The sequence below is a fragment of the Pseudomonas sp. TE21435 genome (assembly GCF_056279265.1).
Map to the genome: position 1 here is coordinate 1516404 of NZ_JBWBQZ010000001.1, position 20686 is coordinate 1537089.

Genomic DNA, 20686 nt, shown 5'->3' on the forward strand with positions numbered 1-20686 from the left:
GGCAGCGGCGCCGCCACCTGGCTGCAGCGCTGGGCCAGGGCCAGCGAGGCGTGCTCGTGGAGCAACAGCGCCGAAAGCTCGCAGTGCGTGGCCAGCACGCCTTCGCGCACGCCGAGCTCACCCAGGTCGACCCGCAGCGGCAAGGTATTGATGAACATGCCCAACGCCCGTTCGCTGCCCTCGCCGCCCTGCAGACGGCCCAACAGCACGGTACCGAATACCACCTGGTCCTTGCCGCAGGCACTGCCCAGCAGGCGCGCCCAGGCCAGGTGCACCAGGCTCGCGGTGCTCACCCCCAGCTGGCGAGCCTGGTCACGCAGGCGGCCATAGCGGGCCCCCTCGAACTCGACCTCGGCCTCATCGAGCGCCAGCCCTTCGCCTTGTACCTCGCGCAGGCCGAACGGCAGGCTCGGCTCGTCGATATCGCCCAGGCGGGCGCGGAAGAACGCTTCATGCTCGGCCTCGCTGACGCCCTGGCGCGCCTGCACCACATAGTTGCGGTACGGCACCGACGGTGGCAGCGGCTCGTCGTGGCCCGACAGATAGCCGCGCAGCTCGGCCTGCACCGCCTGCATGGCGATGTGGTCGAGCACGATATGGTGGAACTGCAGCACCGCCTCGATCCGCTGGCTGCCCGGCACGGTGCGGTGCAGCAGCCTGATCAGCGGCGCCTGGCCCAGGTCCAGGCGTGCCAGGTGCTGCGCGTCGAGCGGCGCCAGTTGCAGCGGCGCCTGGCGCCAGACCACTTGCACCGGTTGCGCCAGGCCGTCCCAGAGCACCGCGGTGCGCAGGATGTCATGCCGGGCGATGACCTGCTCCAGGGCCTGCGCGAACGCCTGCAAGCGCGCCGGGCTGTCGAAGCGCAATTGCGCGCGCAAGGCATATGGATCGGCGTCCGCGCTGCTCAGGTGCAGGTAGAGGATGCCTTCCTGCAACGGTGCCAGCGGGTAGATGTCCTGCACGTTGGCCGCGCCGCCCGGCACCGTGGCGATGATACGGTCGATGGCGGCCTGCTCCAGCGCAACCAACGGCAGCATGTCCGGGGTGATACGGGTGCAATCGGCCGGGATCAGGTTGGCCGCAACCGGCACCTGGCGGCTGTGCCCCAGGGTGGTTGCCAGCGCCGCCACCGTCGGCTGGCCGAACAGCGTGCGCACGTCGGCTTGCAGGCCGGCCTGGCGCAGCCGCGCGGTCAGGCTTACGGCCAGCAACGAATGGCCGCCCAGTTCGAAGAAGTTGTCGTGACGCCCTACCCGCTCGACACCCAGCAACTGCGCCCAGATTTCGGCCAGCAGGGTTTCAGTGTCGCCCTGTGGCACTTCGTAGCCGCCCGCCTGCAGATCCGGCAGCGGCAGTGCCTTGCGCTGCAGCTTGCCGTTCGGGGTCAGTGGCCAGCTGTCGAGATGGATGAACAGCGCCGGCACCATGTACTCCGGCAGCTGTGCCAGCAAGGCCCGGCGCAGCGCGTCGGCCTGTTGTGGTTCACCCCGGTGATAGGCGACCAGGCGCGCACCGCTGTGCGGATGCGCGTGCACCAGCACCAGCGCTTCACGCACACCCGCGATCCGGTTCAGGCAGGCCTCGATCTCGCCCGGTTCGATGCGCAGGCCGCGCAGTTTGATCTGGTGGTCAGTGCGGCCGAGGAACTCCAGCACGCCGTCGTGGCGCTGGCGTACCAGGTCGCCACTGCGGTACAGGCGCTCACCGTCGACGAACGGGCTGGCGATGAAACGCTCGGCCTGTTGCTCCGGCAAGCCCAGGTAGCCCCGCGTCACCCCGGCCCCGCCGATGTGCAACTGACCGGCAACGCCGTACGGCACGGGCTGGTCGTGGGCGTCGAGGACGTACAGGCGGGTGTTGTCGATCGGCCGGCCAATCGGCAATGCGCCCGTCGGCAACGGATCCCGCGCTTCCAGGGTCCAGACGCTGCAATCCACCGTGGTCTCGGTGGGGCCATAGACGTTGTGCAGGCGCACCTGCGGCAAGCGCTCGCGTACCTGGCGGGCCAGGGCTTCGGTGAGCTCGCCACCACCGCAGACGATGTCGGTGAGGCTGGCGCAGGCGGCGCTGGCGTCCTCGTCGAGGAACTGCTGCAGCAAGGCCGGCACGAACTGCACCACCTTGACCTGCTGCCGCTCGATCAGCCCCGCCAGGTACTGCGGGTCGCGCTGGCCATCCGGGCGCGCCAGCACCAGGCGCAGGCCCGTGCACAGCGGCCAGAACAGCTCCCACACCGAGGCGTCGAAGCTCACCGGGGTCTTGTGCAGCACCACGCCTTCGCTCGGGAACAGCCCGGCGCTCCAGTGCACCAGGTTGACCACGTTGCGGTGCTCGACCATCACCCCCTTGGGCACGCCAGTAGAGCCGGAGGTGTAGATCACATAGGCCAGGTGCTGCGAGGTCAGGCCAGGCACTTGCGGGTTGCTGTCCGGCAGGTCGCCCCACGTCGGCTGATCGAGGTCGACCAACGTCGCCGACGAACCCACCAGGGCGCGGGTGGCCTGTTGCACCAGCAACGCTCGCGGCTGGCTGTCGGCGAGCATGTGGCCGAGGCGCTCGGCCGGATAGTCCGGGTCGAGCGGCACGTAGGCGCCACCGGCCTTGAGGATCGCCAGCAGGCCGACCAGCAGCGGCAGGCCGCGCTCGACGCAGATCGCCACCCGGTCGTCGGGTTTCACACCCAGCGCGATCAGGTGGTGAGCCAGGCGGTTGGCCTGGGCGTTGAGCTCACGGTAGCTCAGTTGCCCCGCTTCAGCGTGCACGGCAATCGCTTCGGGGGCGCGTGCGGCTTGCCGCTCGAACAGCGCCTGGATCGGCTGCTCGGAATCATTGGCCCGCGCCGTGGCGTTGCAGCCCTGCAACAGGTAGGCGCGTTCCTCGTCCTGCAGCACCGGCAGTTGCAGCACCGTCTGCCCGGCTTGCGCCTCCAGGCCTTCGACCAACGCCAGCAGTACCTGCCGCAGCTGCCCGCAGACCCGCTGGGCGCCAACCGTCGCCGGGGTCATGGCCACCAGGCGGAACCCTTGGCCCATGTCGTCCACGCTGAGGCTCAGCGGGTAGTTGCTGCGCTCCTGGCCGTCGAGGAACTCGATGCCCTGCCAGTCAAGGCGCCGGGCCTCGCTGGCCTCCTGGCCGTGGCGGTAGTTGAGCATGGCGCTGAACAGCGGCGCCGGCGCCGGTACGCCGCTGCAACGCTGGGCCAGGGCCAGCGACGCATGCTCGTGGACCAGCAAGGCGCTCAGGCGCTGCTGGGTATGGCGCACCGCCTCGGGCAGGGCCGCGCCCTGCAGGTCCAGGCGCAGCGGCAGGGTGTTGATGAACATGCCCAGCGCCCGCTCGGCGCCCTCGCCGGCCTCCAGCCGGCCCAGCAGCACGGTGCCGAACACCACGCTGTCGCGGCCGCTGGTGGCGGCCAGCAGGCGGGCGAAGGCCAGGTGGAACAGGCTCGCGGGGCTGCTGCCCAGTTGCCGGGCCTGCTGGCGCAGGCGCGCGGCCAAGGTCTCGTCCAGCCACAGCTGGGCTTCCTCGATAGCCTGGCCATCGCCCTGCACGTCGCTCAGGCCGTAGGGCAGCGTCGGCTCGTCGATATCGCCCAGCAGCTCGCGGAAGAACGCCTCGTGCTCGGCCTGGCTGACGCCCAGACGCGCCTGGGCCACGTAGTTGCGGTAAGGCACCGGGGCCTGCAGCGGTGCCGTGGTGCCTTGCAGGTAGCCCAGCAGTTCCGCGCCGATGATCTCCAGGGCGGTGTGGTCGAGGACGATATGGTGGAACTGCAGCAGTGCCTCGACCCGCTGGCTGCCGGCATCGGCGCTGTACAGCAGGCGAATCAGCGGTGCCTGGCTCAGGTCCAGGCGTTGCAGGTCCTGCCCTTCGAGCGGTGCGACCAGTAGCGGCGCCTCGCGCCAGACCACCTGCAGCGGTTGCGCCAGGCCCTCCCAGAGCACGGCGGTACGCAGCACATCGTGGCGTGCGATGGCCTGGCGCAACGCAGCGGCGAAGGCTTCGAGCCGCGCCAGGCTGTCGAAGGCCATGGGCGACTGCAGCACATAGGGGTCGTGCTGCGGCGAGCTGAGGTGGTGGTAGAGGATGCCTTCCTGCAACGGCGCCAGCGGGTAGATGTCCTGCACGTTGGCCGCGCCGCCCGGCACCGTGGCGAGGATGCGTTCGATGGCGGCCGGTTCCAGTTCCACCAGTGGCAGCATGTGCGGGGTGATCTGGGTGCAGCCGGCCGGGATCCGGTTGGCCGGGACCTCGACCCGGCGGCCCTGGCCCAGGGTCGCCGCCAGCGCCGCCACCGTCGGCTGGCCGAACAGGGTGCGCACGTCGGCCTGCAGGCCGGCCTGGCGCAGGCGCGCGGTGAGGTTGACCGCCAGCAGCGAGTGGCCGCCGAGCTCGAAGAAGTTGTCGTGGCGACCGACCTGCTCGATACCCAGCACTTCGGCCCAGAGCCCGGCGATGGCGGTTTCCACGGGACCTTGCGGCATGACGTAGTCCTGGGCGGCGAGCATGGCCGGTTGCGGCAACGCCTTGCGGTCCAGCTTGCCGTGGCTGGTCAGTGGCAGTGCGTCCAGGCGGACCAAGGCTTGCGGCAGCAGATGCGCCGGCAGGCTGGCCTGCAAGCCCTCGCGCAAGCGCTCGATATCGACCGTTGCCGCTTCGGTGAACCACGCCAGCAGGCGCTCGTCGCGCACCAGCACCACGGCATCGGCGATGCCCGGCTGGGCCTTGAGCGCGGCCTCGATCTCGCCCAGTTCGACCCGCACACCGCGGATCTTCACTTGGTCGTCGTTGCGCCCCTGGTACTCCAGGGTGCCGTCGGCGTTCCAGCGCACCAGGTCGCCGCTGCGGTACATCCGGCCAGCGGCGAACGGGTCGTCGAGGAAACGCTCGGCGGTGAGGTCGGGGCGGTTGAAGTAGCCACGGGCGACCTGCGCGCCACCGATGTACAGCTCGCCGGTCACGCCGACCGGCACCGGCTGGCGCTGCGCATCCAGCACATAGACGCGGGTATTGGCGGTCGGCTTGCCGATATGCAGCGCGCCACCCGGCTGAAGTTGACCAGACGTCGCGACCACCGTGGTCTCGGTCGGGCCGTAGTTGTTGACCAGCACGAAGCCCGGATCACGGTCGAACTGGCGCAAACGGTCGCCGCCCACCAGCAAGGTGTGCAGGGTCGGGTGCTGGCGTTCGCGGCGCAGCGCCTGCTCGGCCACCGGGGTCGGCAGGAAGCTGACCTGCAGCGGCTGCTGCAGCCACCAGTCGAGCAGTTCGTCCACGTGCTCGCCGCCAATCTGCGCCGGCGGCAGGTGCAGCACCGCCCCGGCGCACAGCGCCGGCCAGGCCTCCCAGGCCATGGCGTCGAAGCCGAAGCCGGCGACGCTGGAGGTGTGGCTGCCGGCGCCCAGGTCGAAGGCCTGGCAATGCCAGTGGACCAAGTTAGCCAGGGTGCGGTGCTCGACCATTACTCCCTTGGGCTGGCCGGTGGAACCGGAGGTGTAGATCACATAGGCCAGCTGATGCTCGTCCAGGCCCTGGACAACCGGATTGTCATCGGCCTGGTCCAGCCAGTCATCGCCATCCAGTGCGACCTTGGCCACCGCGTCCACCAGCGACTCAGTGCTCGATTCGACCAGCACCAGCGTCGGCGCACTGTCACTGAGCAGATAGGCAATACGCTCCGCCGGATAACCCGGATCGACCGGCACATAGGCCGCGCCGGCCTTGAGCACGGCCAGCATCGCCACCAGCCGCTGCGGACCGCGCGGCAGGCACAGCGCCACGCGATCCCCCAGGACCACGCCACGCTTGATCAGGTAATGGGCCAGACGATTGGCGCGCTGGTTCAGCTCGCCATGGCTCAGGCTCACCTCGCCCTGCACCACGGCCAGCGCCTCGGGCGCCTGGGCCTCGACCAGCGCATGCACGGTGTGCCCTTGCGGATAATTGACGGCCGTGGCGTTGAAGCCCTCCACCACCTGGCGCAAAGCCTCGTCATCCAGCATCGGCAGATGATCGAGTCCCTGGCCCGGCGCCCGCTCCAGCGCCTGCAACAGTTGGCCTAGCGTATTGACCATCCACGTGCCGACCTGCGCCGCAGGCAATCCCTCGGCGGCCAGCACGCTCAGCGAGAAACCCTCGCCCAGGTCATCGACGCTCAGGGTCAACGGGTAGTTGCTGCGCTCCTCGCCGCCCAGCAGGCGCACACCCTGCCAAATACCTTCACCGTCCCGGGCCGCCTCGGCGCTGTGCCGGTAGTTGAGCAAGGCACTGAACAACGGCGCCGAAGCCGCCACGCCGCTGCAACGCTGGGCCAGCGCCAAGGGCGCATGCTCGTGACCGAGCAGGGCCGACAAGCGCTGATGAGTGACGCGCACGGCCTGCTCCACCGGCAGCGCGGTGTCCACCCGCAGTGGCAGGGTGTTGATGAACATGCCCAGGGCGCGGTCGGCGCCCTCGCCGGCTTGCAGGCGGCCCATCAATACGGTGCCGAACACCACATCGCGACGCCCTGCCAGCACGCCCACCACCCGCGCCCAGGCCAGGTGCACCAGGCTCGCGGCGCTGACGCCACGCTGCCGGGCCTGCTCGCGCAGGCCTTGGGCCAGGGCCTCAGGCAGCATCAGGGCGGCATGCTCGACCCGTCCGCCATCGCCCTGCACATCGGCCAGGCCAAAGGGCAGGGTCGGTTCTTCGACATCCCCCAACTGGGCGCGGAAGAACGCCTCATGGCTGGCCTGATCGTCGCCCAGGCAGACCTGGGCGACATAATTGCGATACGGCACCGCGGCAGGCAGCGTGGCACCACGACCGTCCAGCAGCACCTGCATCTCCTCGCCGACCACGGCCATCGCGGCGTGGTCGAGGGTCAGGTGGTGGAACTGCAACAGCGCCACCCACTCGCCCTGGCGCGGATCCTCGGCATAGACCAGTCGCAGCAAGGGTGCCCGGGTCAGGTCCAGACGCTGCTGGCGGGCATCGAAACGCGCCAGCAACTGCTCGATCACGGACTCCTCACCCAGGCCGGTGACTTCGCTGAGCGCCAGGTTGGCCTGGCGCCAGACCACCTGCACCGGCTCCGCCAGGCCTTCCCAGACCACCGAAGTGCGCAGGATGTCGTGGCGGTCGATGACCTGTTGCAAGGCCGCTGCCCAGCTACGCAGGCGCTCGAGGCTGTCAAAGGCCAGACGCGACTGCAGCAGGTACGGATCGCCCTGCTCGGCGCTCAGGTGGTGATAAAGGATGCCCGCCTGCAACGGTGCCAGCGGGTAGATCTCCTGCACGTTGGCGGCGCCGCCCGGCACGCCGGCGACGATGCGGTCGATGCGGGCCTGGTCCAGTTCGATCAGGCTGAGCATCTCTGGGGTGATCCGGGTCGCATCGTGGGGGACACGGTTCTCGGGCACGGCCACCTCTCGTCCAGCGCCCACCGCCGCTGCCAGCGCGGCCAGGGTCGGCTGGGCGAACAGCACGCGCACGTCGGCAGCCAGGCCGGCCTTGCGCATGCGCTCGACCAGGCTCACCGCCAGCAGCGAGTGGCCGCCCAGTTCGAAGAAGTGGTCGTGGCGGCCGACCTGCTCGACCTTGAGCACCTCGGCCCAGATCGCGGCCAGTGCCGTCTCCACCTCGCCCTGCGGCGCCTCGAAGGCGCGGCTGACCACGGCCTCGCTGCCTGGCTGCGGCAAGGCGCGGCGGTCGAGCTTGCCGTTGGCGGTCAATGGCAAGGCTTCAAGTCGCACATAAGCCGACGGCAGCATGTAGTCCGGCAGCACACCTTGCAGGCGCTCGTGCAGTTCGCCGATGGCCGGGGTCTCGCCGGTGAAGTACGCCACCAGGCGTTTGTCTCCCGGCGCGTCCTCGCGCACGATCACCGCCGCGTCACGCACACCCGGGCATTCGCCTAGACGCGCCTCGATCTCGCCCAGCTCGATACGGAAGCCACGCAGCTTGATTTGCTGGTCGGCTCGGCCCAGGTAACGCAGGGTGCCGTCAGCCTGCCAGCTGACCAGGTCGCCACTGCGGTACATCGTGCCGCTATTGAACGGGTCGGGCAGGAAGCGTTCGGCCGTGAGTTCCGGCTGGCCCAGGTAACCCAGGGCCACGCCGTCGCCGGCGATATACAGCTCGCCCACCGCCCCCACCGGCAGCAGTTGCTGGCGGGCATCGAGCACATAGCAGCGGCTGTTGCCGATCGGTTTGCCGATGGGAATGCTGCCCTCACCCACCGCGGTGATTTCGTGGGTGGTGCTGAAGGTGGTGGCCTCGGTCGGGCCGTAGCCATTGAGCAGGTGCTGCGGCGCGCCGTCACGCAGTACCCGGGCGATCACCGCCGGGTCCAGCACGTCGCCACCGACCATCAGGTAACGCAGGCCACGGAACGCCGGCAGCAGGTCGTCGGCGAACTGGTGGAACAGCCCGGCAGTCAGCCACAGCACCGTGACGCCCTGCTCCAGCAGCACCTCACGCAGGCCCTGGCGCGACAGCACCTGGTCCTGGTCGATCACCACCACCGCGCCGCCGTTGAGCAGCGGCGCCCAGACTTCCAGCGTGCTGGCGTCGAACGCCGGGTTGGAGGCGAACGCCACGCGGTCCTGGCTATTGAAGTCGGCAAAACCGTTGTTGATCACCAGGCGCACGATGGCCCGGTGCGGCACCTGCACGCCCTTCGGCGTGCCGGTGGAGCCGGAGGTGTACATGATGTACGCCGCGCTGCCGGCGTCCACCGCCAGGCCCAGCGGCGCAGCCGCATAGGTGCTCAGGTCGAGCCGGTCGAGTTCGACCCGGCGCGCTCCCGCCACTTCGGGCTGATCGTTGTGGGTCAGCAGCAGCGCCGCCCCGCTGTCGCCGACCATGAACGCCTGGCGCTCAGCCGGGGCATTGCCGTCCAGCGGTACGAACACCGCCGCGCACTTGCTCACCGCCAGCTGGGCCGCCAGCAGGTCGAAGGAGCGTGGCAGCAACAAGGCCACGCGATCACCGGCGCGCACGCCCTGCTCGAGCAGGTAGACCGCCAGGCGATTGGCCTGGTCATCGAGCTGGGCATAGCTCCACTGGCGTTCACCGTGAATCACCGCCAGCGCCTCTGGCGTGCTCGCGGCGTGGGCTTCGAACAGGCGGTGGGCGGCCAGCTCGCGCGGGTAGTCGCGTGCCGTGGCATTGAAGCGACCCCGCACGCAGTCGCGCTCGACCCTGGGCAATCCATGCAGACTGTGCAGCGCGACCTGCGGGGTCTGCTCCAGCGCCGTGACCAACTGCGTCAAGGCCCACTGCAGCAAGCGGCAGACGCGCTCGCCATCGACCGACGCCACGGCCTGCACCGTCAACCGGAAATCATCCCCATAGTCGTCGACACTGACCACCAGCGGGTAGTTGCTGCGCTCCTGCGCGGTCAACAGTTCGATCCCCGGCCAGACCGGCCCCTGCGCAGGCTGGCCAGCACTGTGGCGATAGTTCAGCAGGCTGCTGAACAGCGCCTGCGAGGCCGGCACGCCGCTGCAGCGCTGGGCCAGGGCCAGGGAGGCCTGTTCATGGGCCAGCAGGCGCGCCAGGCGCTGATGGGTCAGGCGCACGCCTTCGGCCACACCGCCGCTGCCCACGCTGACCCGCAGCGGCAGGGTGTTGATGAACATGCCCAACGCCCGATCGGCACCCTCGCCGCCCAGCAGGCGACCGAGCAGCACGGTGCCGAACACCACCTCTTCGCGCCCGGACATCTGCGCCAGCACCTGGCCCCAGGCCTGGTGCACCAGGCTGGCGACACTGACCCCCAGCGCCCTGGCCTGCCCGCGCAGACGTGCGACCAGCGCCGGCTCCAAGGGCCAACGGCTTTCACCCACCGAATGGGTGTCGGCCATGGCCTCGCGCAGGCCGAACGCCTCGGTCGGTTCGTCGATATCGCCCAGCAGCTCGCGGAACAGGGCCTCGTCGGCCTGCGGGTCCGCGCCAAGACGTGCCTGGGCCACGTAGTTGCGATACGGGATGCTGGCAGGCAGCTCTGCGGAGCCTTGCAGCAACGCCCCCACCTCGAGCATCAGCTGCTCCACGGCGGTGTGGTCGACAAGAATATGATGCAGCAGCAGGGTCGCCTCCAGCCGCCCTGCCTGGCGCTGGCTGCTCAGGCGCAGCAACGGCGCCTGGCCCAGGTCGAGGCGCGGTGTTTCGAGCGCCGGGCTCAGCAGCAGCGGCGCCTCGCGCCAGACCACCTGCACCGCCGCGTCCAGGCCCTGCCAATGCAGGCTGGTGCGCAGGATGTCGTGACGGGCGATGACCTGGTTCAGCGCGGCGACGAAGGCGTCCAGTTCGGCCTGCCCGGCAAAGGCGAAACGCGCCTGCACCACATAGGGGTCGGCGCCTTCGCTGGCCAGGTGATGGTAAAGAATGCCCTGCTGCAGCGGGGCCAGGCCGTAGATGTCCTGGACGTTGGCCACGCCACCGGGGATCTGCCGCACCAGCGTGTCGATGGCGTCCTGGCCGAGGTCGGCCAGGGGCAGCAGGTCCGGGGTGATCCTTGTGCAGCCTGCCGGGATACGGTTGGCCGGCACGTCGACAGCGGCCCGCCCCCCCACCGAGGCCGCCAGCGCGGCCAGCGTGGGCTGGCTGAACAGTACCCGCACATCGGCCTCCAGCGCCTGCTGGCGCATGCGCTCCACCAGGCGGACCGCCAGCAGCGAATGGCCGCCCAGTTCGAAGAAGTTGTCGTCACGCCCCACGGGCCCCACACCCAGCAGGTCCACCCAGATCGCAGCCAGGGCGGTCTCGATCGGGCCCTGGGGCGCCTGGTACTGGCGCACTGGCGCTTCGGGGGTCGGCAGGGCCTTGCGGTCGGCCTTGCCGTTGGGCGTCAGCGGCATGTCATCCAAGTGGATGAACAAGGCTGGCACCATGTATTCGGGCAACTGCTCCAGCAAGCGCTCGCGCAGGTACTGCGCGGCGTGATCCAGGCCGGTGTGGTAAGCCACCAGGCGCTGGCCGCTGTGCGGGTGTTCATGAACCAGCACCAGCGCCTCACGCACGCCGTCCACGCGGTTCAGGCAGGCTTCGATCTCGCCCGGTTCGATACGCAGGCCGCGCAGCTTGATCTGGTGATCATTGCGGCCGAGGAACTGCAACGAACCGTCGGCGCGCTGGCGCACCAGGTCACCGCTGCGGTACAGGCGCTCGCCGCGCACAAACGGGCTGTCGATGAAGCGCTCGGCCTGTTGCCCGGCCAAGCCCAGGTAGCCACGCGCCACGCCCACGCCACCGATGTGCAGGTGCCCGGCCACGCCCCAGGGCAGCGGCTGGTCCGCGCCGTCCAGTACGTACAGGCGGGTGTTGTCGATCGGCCGGCCGATCGGCAGCGCGCCTTCCGGCACGGGCTGATCGGGCTCCAGGGTGCAGACGCTGCAATCGACCGTGGTTTCGGTGGGGCCGTAGACGTTGTGCAGGCGCACCTGCGGCAGACGCTCGCGCACCTGGCGCACCAGGGCTTCGGTCAGCTCGCCCCCGCCGCAGACGATGTCGGTGAGGCTGCTGCACTGCGCGCTGCGCGCCTGTTCGAGGAACTGCTGCAACAGCGCCGGCACGAACTGCACCACGCTGACCCTGGACTCGATGATTCGCCGCGCCACATAGTCCGCGTCACGCTGGCCGTCCGGCCGCGCCAGCACCAGGCGCAGGCCGCTGCCCAGCGGCCAGAACAGCTCCCACACCGAGGCGTCGAAACTGATCGGAGTCTTGTGCAGCACCGCGCCGTCCGCAGTCGCGGGGCACAGCCCGGCGCTCCAGTGCACCAGGTTGACCACGCTGCGGTGCTCGACCATCACGCCCTTGGGCAGCCCGGTGGAGCCGGAGGTGTAGATCACATAGGCGAGGTGGCGCGAGGTCAACCCGACCACCCGTGGGTCGGTCGCCGGCAGGCTTTCCCAGCCCGCCTGGTCGAGGTCGACACGCGGCACGGCCAGTTTGCCCGGCACCTCGCGGGTGGCCGCGTGCACCAGCACCGCCAACGGCGCGCTGTCGACGAGCATGTGGCGGATGCGCTCGGCCGGGTAGCTCGGGTCCACTGGCACATAGGCGCCACCGGCCTTGAGGATGGCCAGCAGGCCAACCACCATCGACGGGCCACGCTCGATGCAGATCGCCACCCGGTCGTCGGGGCGCACGCCCAGGGCGATCAAATGGTGGGCCAGGCGGTTGGCCTGTTCGTTGAGCTGCCGATAGGTCAGCTGTTCACCTTCCGCCTCGATGGCCACCACCTGTGGATGCAGCAGCGCCTGGCGCTCGAACAACGCGTGCAACGGCAGGTCGAGGTCGTGTTCGGCGACCGTGGTGTTGCAGCCGGTCAGCAGTTGATGGCGCTCCTCGGGCGTCAGCACCGGCAGCGCCAGCACGGGCAGGTCGGGGGCGCGCTCGAGCGCTTCCACCAGCCCCTCGAACACCTGCCGCAGTTGCCCGCACAGCCGCTCGGCGCCCCATTCGGCGAGGGCCTGGACCGTCAGGCGCAGGTCGACACCCAGATCGTCGACCGCCAGGTTCAAGGGGTAGTTGGTACGCTCTTCGGTGCCGACCACATCGATGCCCGGCGCCACTGCGATCACCGCGGCGGCGTCGCCCGCCGCGCTATGGCGATAGTTGAGCATGCTGTTGAACAACGGCATCGGCGCCACCACACCGCTGCAACGCTGGGCCAGGGCCAGCGGCGCCTGTTCGTGGCCGAGCAATGCCGTCAGCTGGCGGTGGGTCAACAACAGTGCATCGCGCACACCCTGCCCCTGCAGGTCGACCCGCAGCGGCAAGGTATTGATGAACATCCCGAGGGCGTGTTCGCCGCCCTCGCCCGCCGCCATGCGCCCCAGCAGCACGCTGCCGAACACCACCGACTCGCGCCCGGACCACGCCCCCAGCAGGCGCGCCAGCCCCAGGTGCATGATGCTGGCCGGGCTGACCCCGAGCAACCGGGCCTGGGCACGCAGACGTTGGCTGAGGCCGGGCGCCAGGGTGATCCGTGCTTCCTCCATGGGCTGGCCGGCCACCTCCTGGACGCCGAAGGCCAGGGTCGGCGCATCGATATCGGCCAGCATGGCGCCAAAGAATGCTTCATGGGCCTGTTCGTCCTGGGCCTGGCGGCTTCTGGCCAACAGGTCACGGAACGGCACCGGCGCTGGCAGCCGCTCGCCATCACCTGCGAGATAGGCTTGGATCTCGCGGCGGACGATGTCCAGGCCGGTGTGGTCCATGACCGTGTGGTGAAACAGCAGCAAGCCCAGCACCCGGCCGTCGCGATCCTGGCCATGCACCAGCCGCAGCAAGGGGGCCTGGGCCAGGTCCATGCGGTAATGACGCGTGTCGAAACGGGCGCGCAATTGCTCCAGCGGCTCGTCATCGTCCAGGCTTGCGACTGCCTCGCAAGCCAGGGGCGCCTTGCGCCACACCACCTGCAGCGGCTGGTCCAGGTATTCCCAGGCCAGTGCCGTGCGCAGGATGTCATGGCGCTGGATCACCCAGTCGAGCGCCTCGGCGAACGCCTGCAGGTGCGCCGGGCTGGCAAAACGCAGCTGCGCCTGCAGCACATAGGGATCACCCTCGGCGGCCGTGAGGTGGTGGTAGAGCATGCCTTCCTGCAGCGGCGCCAACGGGTAGATGTCCTGCAGATTCGCCGCGCCCCCGGGCAGCGTGGCGACGATGCGGTCGATGGCGGCCTGGTCGAGCCCGGCCAGGGGCAGCATGTCGGGGGTGATGCGCAGCGCCGGGCTCAGCCAGCCATCCTCCAGGCCCGCAAGCATCTCTAGCAGCGCTGGCTTGTGCGCCGCCAATGCGTCCCACAGCGCGTCATCGAGGGTGTCGTCATCGCCCTCGACGATCAGGTCGGCCTCCTCGCGCTGGAGTCGGATCGCACGGGTGGAAAGCGCTGCCATGAGTTCGCTGAAGAGCATTGGTAAGCATCCTGCTTTTGCCAGTCGGAAATGCTCGGAACGCTAATGGATCGCGGGGGGGCGGGCTGACATGGGAAGGGGGGACAACGGCAGGAGCAGAAGGGTTCAACGCTAGTGTGGTGTTTCACAAATAACGACCATAACTCGCGGCGCTTTTTGCGCTCATGCGGCGTTGTCGCTCCTCGCCGTAGCTGGGCTACGACTCGTCGCGACGCCTTGCCTGAGCGCAAAAAACACTCGCGATTTATTGGTCGTATTTGCAAAACACCACACTAGGGAGCCAGGCCGCTCAGGCGCCTGACTCCCCGATTGACAAAAGAGCGGGTTCAGCCAGCCAGCGCTTGCAACTCGGCCAACTCCCCTTCGGTCAAACCCACGCCCTCGCGCAGTGCCACTTCACGCTCACGGTAGCGCCGTTCCCCCGGCATGCGCGTCAGCCCCGCTTCCTGCATCTGCTCCACCAGTTCGCGGCTGCGCTGGGCAAAACGCTCACCTTGCGCCTTGGTGGGGTCGATCACGATCAGCAACTGCCCGGTCCATGGGGTCTTTGCCCCCGGATGCCCGGACCAGTCGAACTCCCAGGAAAAATGGCCCCCCGTCAGCGCTGCCGCCAGCAGTTCGACCATCATCGACAGCGCCGAGCCTTTGTGGCCGCCGAACGGCAGCAAGGCCCCCCCTTCGAGAATCGCCTTGGGGTCGTTGGTCGGCTGGCCGGCGGCATCCACGCCCATGCCCGGCGGCAGCTGTTCGGCGGCCCGGGCGGCAATCTGCACGTCGCCATGGGCCATGGCACTGGTGGCCATGTCGAAGACGATCGGGTCGTGCCCCGCGCAAGGCGCGGCGAAGGCGATGGGGTTGGTGCCGAACAACGGCTTGCGCGCACCATGGGGCACCACGCAGGTCATGCTGTTGACCACGCTCAGGGCCACCAGGCCTTCATCGGCGAATGGCTCGACATCCGGCCACAGCGCGGCGAAATGGTGCGAATTATGGATCGCCAGCACCGCGATGCCGGCCGTGCGCGCCTTCTCCACCAACAGCGCGCGGGCGGCGGCCAGGGCCGGCTGGGCAAACCCACCCTTGGCATCGACCTGCACATAAGCTGGCGCCAGGTCGGTTACCTGCGGCTCGGCGTGGCCATCGACCCAACCGCTGGCGAGGGTCGAGACATAACCGGGAATACGGAACACCCCGTGGCTGTGGGCACCGTCACGCTGGGCGCTGGCGCAGTTGTGGGCGAGCACGGCGGCCACCGCCGCGCTGCAGCCATGCCGCGCGAAGATCGACTGCAATAACGCCCGCAGTTCGGTAAAAGGCACGCGCACGACAGGGCCGGTGGAAGGTGAAGACATCTGGAGCTCCTTTCTTGGAATTGGAATCGCTACAGCGCAACTGCACAGACTTTCCCGCCAATGACAGCTATCTGTCAAATATTGACTTGATGACAGAAAACAGCCATTTTGGCTTCCACGCCAGAAATCAGCCGGAAACGACCATGAGCCAATCGATCAAGCAACGCCTGGAAAGCAGCCTGCACACCGCTGCCGCCTCGGGCCGCCAGATCGCCAGCTACATGCTCGCCAACCTCCATGAGCTGCCGTTCCAGACCTCGGCCAGCATCGCCGCCAAGCTGGGCGTGAGCGAATCGAGCGTCGGCCGCTTCTGCCGCGCCCTGGGCTATGCCCACCTCAAGGCCCTCAAGCACGACCTGCAGAACGACCTGGGCGACGGCCCGTGGCTGGCCGGCGACCGCCTGCAGGCGTTTCGCCAGCAACCCGAGGACGACCAGCGCTCAGGCAGCCTGGAGCTGGAGATGGCCGCGCTGGTGCGCGTGCACGAGTACAGCCGCGGCGAAACCTGGCAACAGGTCGCTCGGCGCCTGGCCGACAAACCCCGGGTATTCGTCGCCGGCTTTCAGACCGAGCGTGGCGTGGCCATGTGCATGAGCCACCTGCTGCAGTACCTGCGCGACGGCGTGCAACTGGTCGATGGCAGCGCCGGGCATTTCGGCGAGGTACTGCTGGGGCGCCCGCAGGACTGCGCGCTAGTGGTGTTCGAGGCGCGCCGCTATTCGCGCCACGCCCAGCAGCTGTGCCACAAGGCGCGTGCGCTGGGCATTCCGGTGACCCTGGTCACCGACACCTTCTGTGACTGGGCTGATGCCGAAGCCGACGAGGTGTTCCGCATCCCCACCGAATTCAACCTGTTCTGGGAATCCACCGCGACCATGCTGTCGTGGGTGCACCTGATGGTCAACGAGGTCTGCAAGCAGCTCGGACCGGATGTTGAAAAACGCTTGGAAGCAACTGCCGCTCTACATAACGAGTTCGTCGGCTACACCTCGTGGCCGGCGGGCAAACAACAATAGCAAGAGTGCGATGACCGAGGTGCGAGATGAAAGGAACCATGGCTGTGGTGGGTGCGTGCGCCCTGCTGCTGGCGGGCCACGCCAGTGCCGAGACCCTGCGTTTTGCCACTGAAGGGGCATATCCTCCCTTCAACTACGTCGATGCCGACAACAAGCTGCACGGCTTCGACATCGACATCACCCATGCCCTGTGCGAACAGATGAAGGTCGAGTGCACCCTGGTGGCCCAGGACTGGGAAGGCATCATTCCGGCGTTGATGGCGCGCAAGTACGATGCGGTGGTGGCCTCGATGATCGACACCGAGGAACGGCGCCGGAAGATCGCCTTCACCGACCACTACTACCGCACCCCACTGACCGTGGCCGTCGCCAAGGACAGCCCGATCAGCGATGCGCAGACCGACTTCAAGGGCTACACGGTCGGCGCGCAATCCGCCTCGACCCAGGCGATCTACGCCGAGGACGTATACGGCAAGGCCGGCGCGGACGTGAAGCTGTACCCGACCCTTGACGAAGCCAACGCCGACCTCGCCGCCGGGCGCCTGGACGGGGTGATCGCCGACAAGTTCCCGCTGCACGAATGGCTGAACAAGAATGGCAAGGACTGCTGCAAGATCCTCGGCGATGTCGACGGCACCAAGGCCGACGCGGCGATTGCCGTGCGCAAGGACGACCAGGCCCTGCGCACCCGGCTGAACGAGGCGCTGGCGGCGATCGTGGCCAATGGCACCTACCAGAAGATCGCGAGCAAGTATTTCGCCTTCGATATCTACCAGTAATCTCGTGGAGGCCGGCCTGCCGCGCGATGGCGGATCAGTGAACCACGCCATCGCGGGACAAGCCCGCTCCCACCGGGGCACCTGTTTCCTGGGGGTTAGCCATGCTCGATCAACTCTCCCTGCTTTCCTTCGCCAGCGGCGGCTGGGGCCAGGCGCTGCTGGCCGGCGCGCTGGTGACCGTGTCGCTAGCCCTGGCCTGCCTGCCCATCGGCCTGCCACTGGGCCTGCTGGTGGCGCTCGCCGCGCGCTCGCGCAAACGCCTGCCGCGGGCCTGGGCCACCACCTTCTCCACGGTGTTTCGCGGCCTGCCCGAACTGCTCACCCTGTTGATCATCTACTACGGCTGCCAGATCGCCGCGCAGAAGCTCCTCGCCGCGCTGGGCTATGAAGGCGAGGTGCTGATCAACACCTTCCTCGCCGCCATGGCTGCCTTCAGCCTGGTGTTCGCCGCGTTCTCCAGCGAGATCTGGCTGATGGCCTTCAAGACCCTGCCCAAGGGTCAACTGGAGGCTTGCGCGGCCCTGGGCCTGGGCAAGCGCACCGGTTTTTTCAAGGTGGTGCTGCCGCAACTGACGCGCATCGCCCTGCCGGGCCTGTCGAACAACTGGCTGAGCCTGCTCAAGGACACCTCGCTGGTCTCGACCATCTCGCTGATCGACCTGATGCGCCAGACCAACCTGGCGGTCAGCGTGACCAAGGAACCGATGCTGTTCTACGGGGTGGCCTGCCTGGTCTACCTGTTGTTCTCGGCGCTGTCGGGCAGGGTCTTTGCCCTGCTCGAGCGGCGCAGCAATCGCCACCTGCAAGGAGCCCGCCCATGAGCCTGGAGCAACTGCTGGCCTACGTGCTCGACCCGGACTTGCTGGACCGCTACGGCGCGCGTTTCGTCGATGGCCTGCTGGTCACCGCCAAGCTGGTGGCGATCTCGTTCACCCTCGGCGCGCTGCTGGGCATGCTCCTGGCGCTGGCGCGCATGTCACCCAGCCGCGTGCTGCGGCGCCTGGCGGCTGGCTACGTGTACTTCTTCCGCGGTTCACCGCTGCTGGCCCAGCTGTTCCTGCTGTACTACGGGCTGGGTTCGCTCAAGGGTTTCTGGCAGGAGCTGGGCCTCTGGTGGTTCTTCCGCGAGGCCTGGTACTGCGCCCTGCTCGCCTTCACCCTCAACACGGCGGCCTACCAGGCCGAGATCTTCCGCGCCAGCCTGATGGCGGTCGCGCCGGGCCAGTACGAGGCGGCCAAGGCACTCAACCTCAAGCGCTCGACCACCTTCTTCAAGGTGGTCCTGCCACAGTCGCTGCTGGTGGCCATCGGCCCGCTGGGCAACGAGCTGATCATGATGATCAAGGCCAGCGCCATTGCCTCGCTGGTGACGATCTACGACTTGATGGGGGTGACCAAGCTGGCCTTCTCGCGCAGCTTCGACTTCCAGATCTACCTGTGGGCGGCAGTGCTCTACCTGCTGATCGTCGAGGTGGTCCGGCGCACCTTGAAACACCTGGAAGCCCGCCTGGGCCGCCACCTGAACTGACTGAAGGAAATCTTCCATGCATTGCCAGACCATCGTCCTGGGCGCCGGCATCGTCGGCGTCAGTACCGCCCTGCATCTGCAGGCCCGCGGACGCCAGGTGATCCTCATCGACCGCGACGAGCCAGGCAGCGGCACCAGCCATGGCAACGCCGGGCTGATCGAGCGTTCCAGCGTGATCCCCTATGCCTTCCCGCGCCAGTACAGCGCCCTGCTGCGCTATGGCCTGAACCGCCAGCCCGACGTGCGCTACAGCCTTGCCCACCTGCCCAAGGCCGCACCGTGGCTGCTCAGCTACTGGCGCCAGTCCGCTCCCGGGCGCCTGGCCAAGGCCGCCGCCGACATGCTGCCGCTGGTGCAGCGCAGCGTCGAGGAACACGATGTGCTGATCGAAGCCGCCGGCCTGCAAGGGCTGGTGCAAGCCAAGGGTTGGATCGAGGTGTACCGCGACGCCGCGCTGTTCGCCCAGGCCAAGCACGACCTTCAAGGCCTGGCCCGCTACGGCCTGCGCTACGAGATCCTCGAACGCGAGCAACTGCAGGCCCGCGAGCAGCAACTGGACGGTGGGGTGATCGGTGGCATCCACTGGCTCGATCCGAAGACCGTGAGCAACCCCGGCGGCTTGACCCGTGGTTACGCCGCGCTGTTCGTCCAGCGTGGCGGGCAGTTCCTCTACGGCGATGCGCGCAGCCTGCGCCAGGTCGAGGGCGGCTGGCAGGTGGACAGCCGCCGGGGCACGGTGATGGCCGACGAGGTGGTGGCCTGCCTCGGCCCGCAGTCGGCCGACCTCTATGAACGGCTGGGCTACCACTTTCCGCTGGGGATCAAGCGCGGCTATCACATGCACTACGCGACCCGCGACGGCGCCGAACTGGGTCACTCGATCTGCGACACCCAGGGCGGCTATGTCCTGGCGCCGATGGCCCGGGGGGTGCGCCTGACCACCGGCATCGAGTTCGCCGCCAGCGAAGCCCCGGCCAACGAGATCCAGCTGCGCCGCTGCGAGGCCCTGGCGCGCAAGCTGTTCCCGGCCCTGGGCGAGCGCCTGGACGACAAGCCCTGGCTGGGCCGTCGCCCCTGCCTGCCAGACATGCGCCCGGTGATCGGCCCGGCGCCGCTGCACAAGCACCTGTGGTTCAACTTCGGCCATGCCCATCATGGCCTGACGCTGGGCCCGGTCAGTGGCCGCCTGCTGGCGGAGCTGATGACCGGCGAGCGCCCCTTCACCGACCCTGCGCCCTACAGCGCCGCACGCTTCGCCTGAACCTTGAGCGGGAGAACAACAAGATGACCGCACCCTTGAGCCTTGCCAGCCTGCACCCTGCCCCCGACCCGCGCCCGGAGCTGATCCGTATCGAGGGCCTGAACAAGCATTACGGCGCGTTCCATGTGCTGCACGATATCGACCTGTCGGTGCGCGAGGGCGAACGAATCGTGCTCTGTGGCCCGTCGGGCTCGGGCAAGTCGACGCTGATCCGCTGCATCAACCGCCTGGAGATCGCCCAGCAGGGCAGCATCCGCGTGGCTGGCACCTACCTTGCCAGCACTGGCCGCCAAGCCAGCCAGGTGCGCAGCGAAATCGGCATGGTGTTCCAGCACTTCAACCTGTTCCCGCACATGAGCGTGCTCGACAACTGTCTGCTGGCACCGATGAGCGTGCGCGGCCTGTCGCGGCGGGACGCCGAGGAACGGGCGCGCTCGTACCTGAGCAAGGTCGGTATCGAAAGCCAGGCGCACAAGTACCCCAGCCAGCTCTCCGGCGGCCAGCAGCAGCGGGTGGCGATCGCCCGGGCGTTGTGCATGAAGCCGAGGATCATGCTGTTCGACGAGCCGACCTCGGCGCTCGACCCGGAGATGGTGGCCGAGGTGCTGGATGTGCTGGTGCAACTGGCCGGCACCGGCATGACCATGCTCTGCGTGACCCACGAGATGGGCTTTGCCCGACAGGTGGCAGAGCGGGTGTTGTTTCTCGAAGGTGGGCAGATCATTGAGGACTCTTCACCGGAAGTGTTCTTCGGGCAGCCCAGGACGGCGCGGGCACAGGCGTTTTTGAAGCAGATCCTGCATTAGTGGTTCGTGGTCCTGCGCAGATATACGCAACCCA

General features: G+C 68.4%; 8 protein-coding genes (1 of these 8 running past the window's edge). 6 read left to right on the forward strand and 2 right to left on the reverse strand.

Annotated features, from left to right (window positions below; genetic code table 11):
• Positions 1 to 13910: the 5' portion of a non-ribosomal peptide synthase/polyketide synthase gene (locus ACZ9C1_RS06890; protein ID WP_476253794.1), read on the reverse strand. The gene continues 11536 nt to the left of window position 1, outside the view; only the first 13910 of its 25446 coding nucleotides appear in the window; it begins with the start codon at positions 13908 to 13910; its stop codon lies off the left edge, out of view.
• A gap of 326 nt (positions 13911 to 14236) precedes the next feature.
• The gene (locus ACZ9C1_RS06895) at positions 14237 to 15262 is read right to left on the reverse strand and encodes an Ldh family oxidoreductase (RefSeq protein ID WP_110701411.1); all 1026 of its coding nucleotides are present in this window, start codon (positions 15260 to 15262) and stop codon (positions 14237 to 14239) included.
• Positions 15263 to 15405: 143 nt separating this feature from the next.
• Between ACZ9C1_RS06895 and ACZ9C1_RS06900 the strand changes: the two genes are divergently transcribed.
• The 6 genes from ACZ9C1_RS06900 (at position 15406) to ACZ9C1_RS06925 (ending at position 20652) form a co-directional block, all read left to right on the forward strand.
• Positions 15406 to 16278, forward strand: coding sequence for a MurR/RpiR family transcriptional regulator (locus ACZ9C1_RS06900; protein ID WP_102685467.1), 873 nt, complete (start codon positions 15406 to 15408; stop codon positions 16276 to 16278).
• Positions 16279 to 16304: 26 nt separating this feature from the next.
• The gene (locus ACZ9C1_RS06905; RefSeq protein ID WP_023632571.1) at positions 16305 to 17057 is read left to right on the forward strand and encodes a transporter substrate-binding domain-containing protein; all 753 of its coding nucleotides are present in this window, start codon (positions 16305 to 16307) and stop codon (positions 17055 to 17057) included.
• Between the two features lie 101 nt (positions 17058 to 17158).
• Positions 17159 to 17878, forward strand: coding sequence for an ABC transporter permease (locus tag ACZ9C1_RS06910; protein ID WP_102685466.1), 720 nt, complete (start codon positions 17159 to 17161; stop codon positions 17876 to 17878).
• A complete protein-coding gene (locus ACZ9C1_RS06915; RefSeq protein ID WP_102685465.1) occupies positions 17875 to 18585 on the forward strand; it encodes an ABC transporter permease in 711 nt (236 codons plus the stop codon). The genes ACZ9C1_RS06910 and ACZ9C1_RS06915 overlap by 4 nt, the downstream gene beginning before the upstream one ends.
• Before the next feature lie 16 nt (positions 18586 to 18601).
• Positions 18602 to 19846 (forward strand): NAD(P)/FAD-dependent oxidoreductase, encoded by a 1245-nt coding sequence (locus tag ACZ9C1_RS06920; protein ID WP_258600738.1) that lies wholly within the window; start codon positions 18602 to 18604, stop codon positions 19844 to 19846.
• 23 nt (positions 19847 to 19869) lie between these two features.
• Entirely contained in the window at positions 19870 to 20652 is a 783-nt protein-coding gene (locus ACZ9C1_RS06925; RefSeq protein ID WP_476253795.1) for an amino acid ABC transporter ATP-binding protein, read from the forward strand.
• The last annotated feature ends 34 nt before the right edge of the window (positions 20653 to 20686 follow it).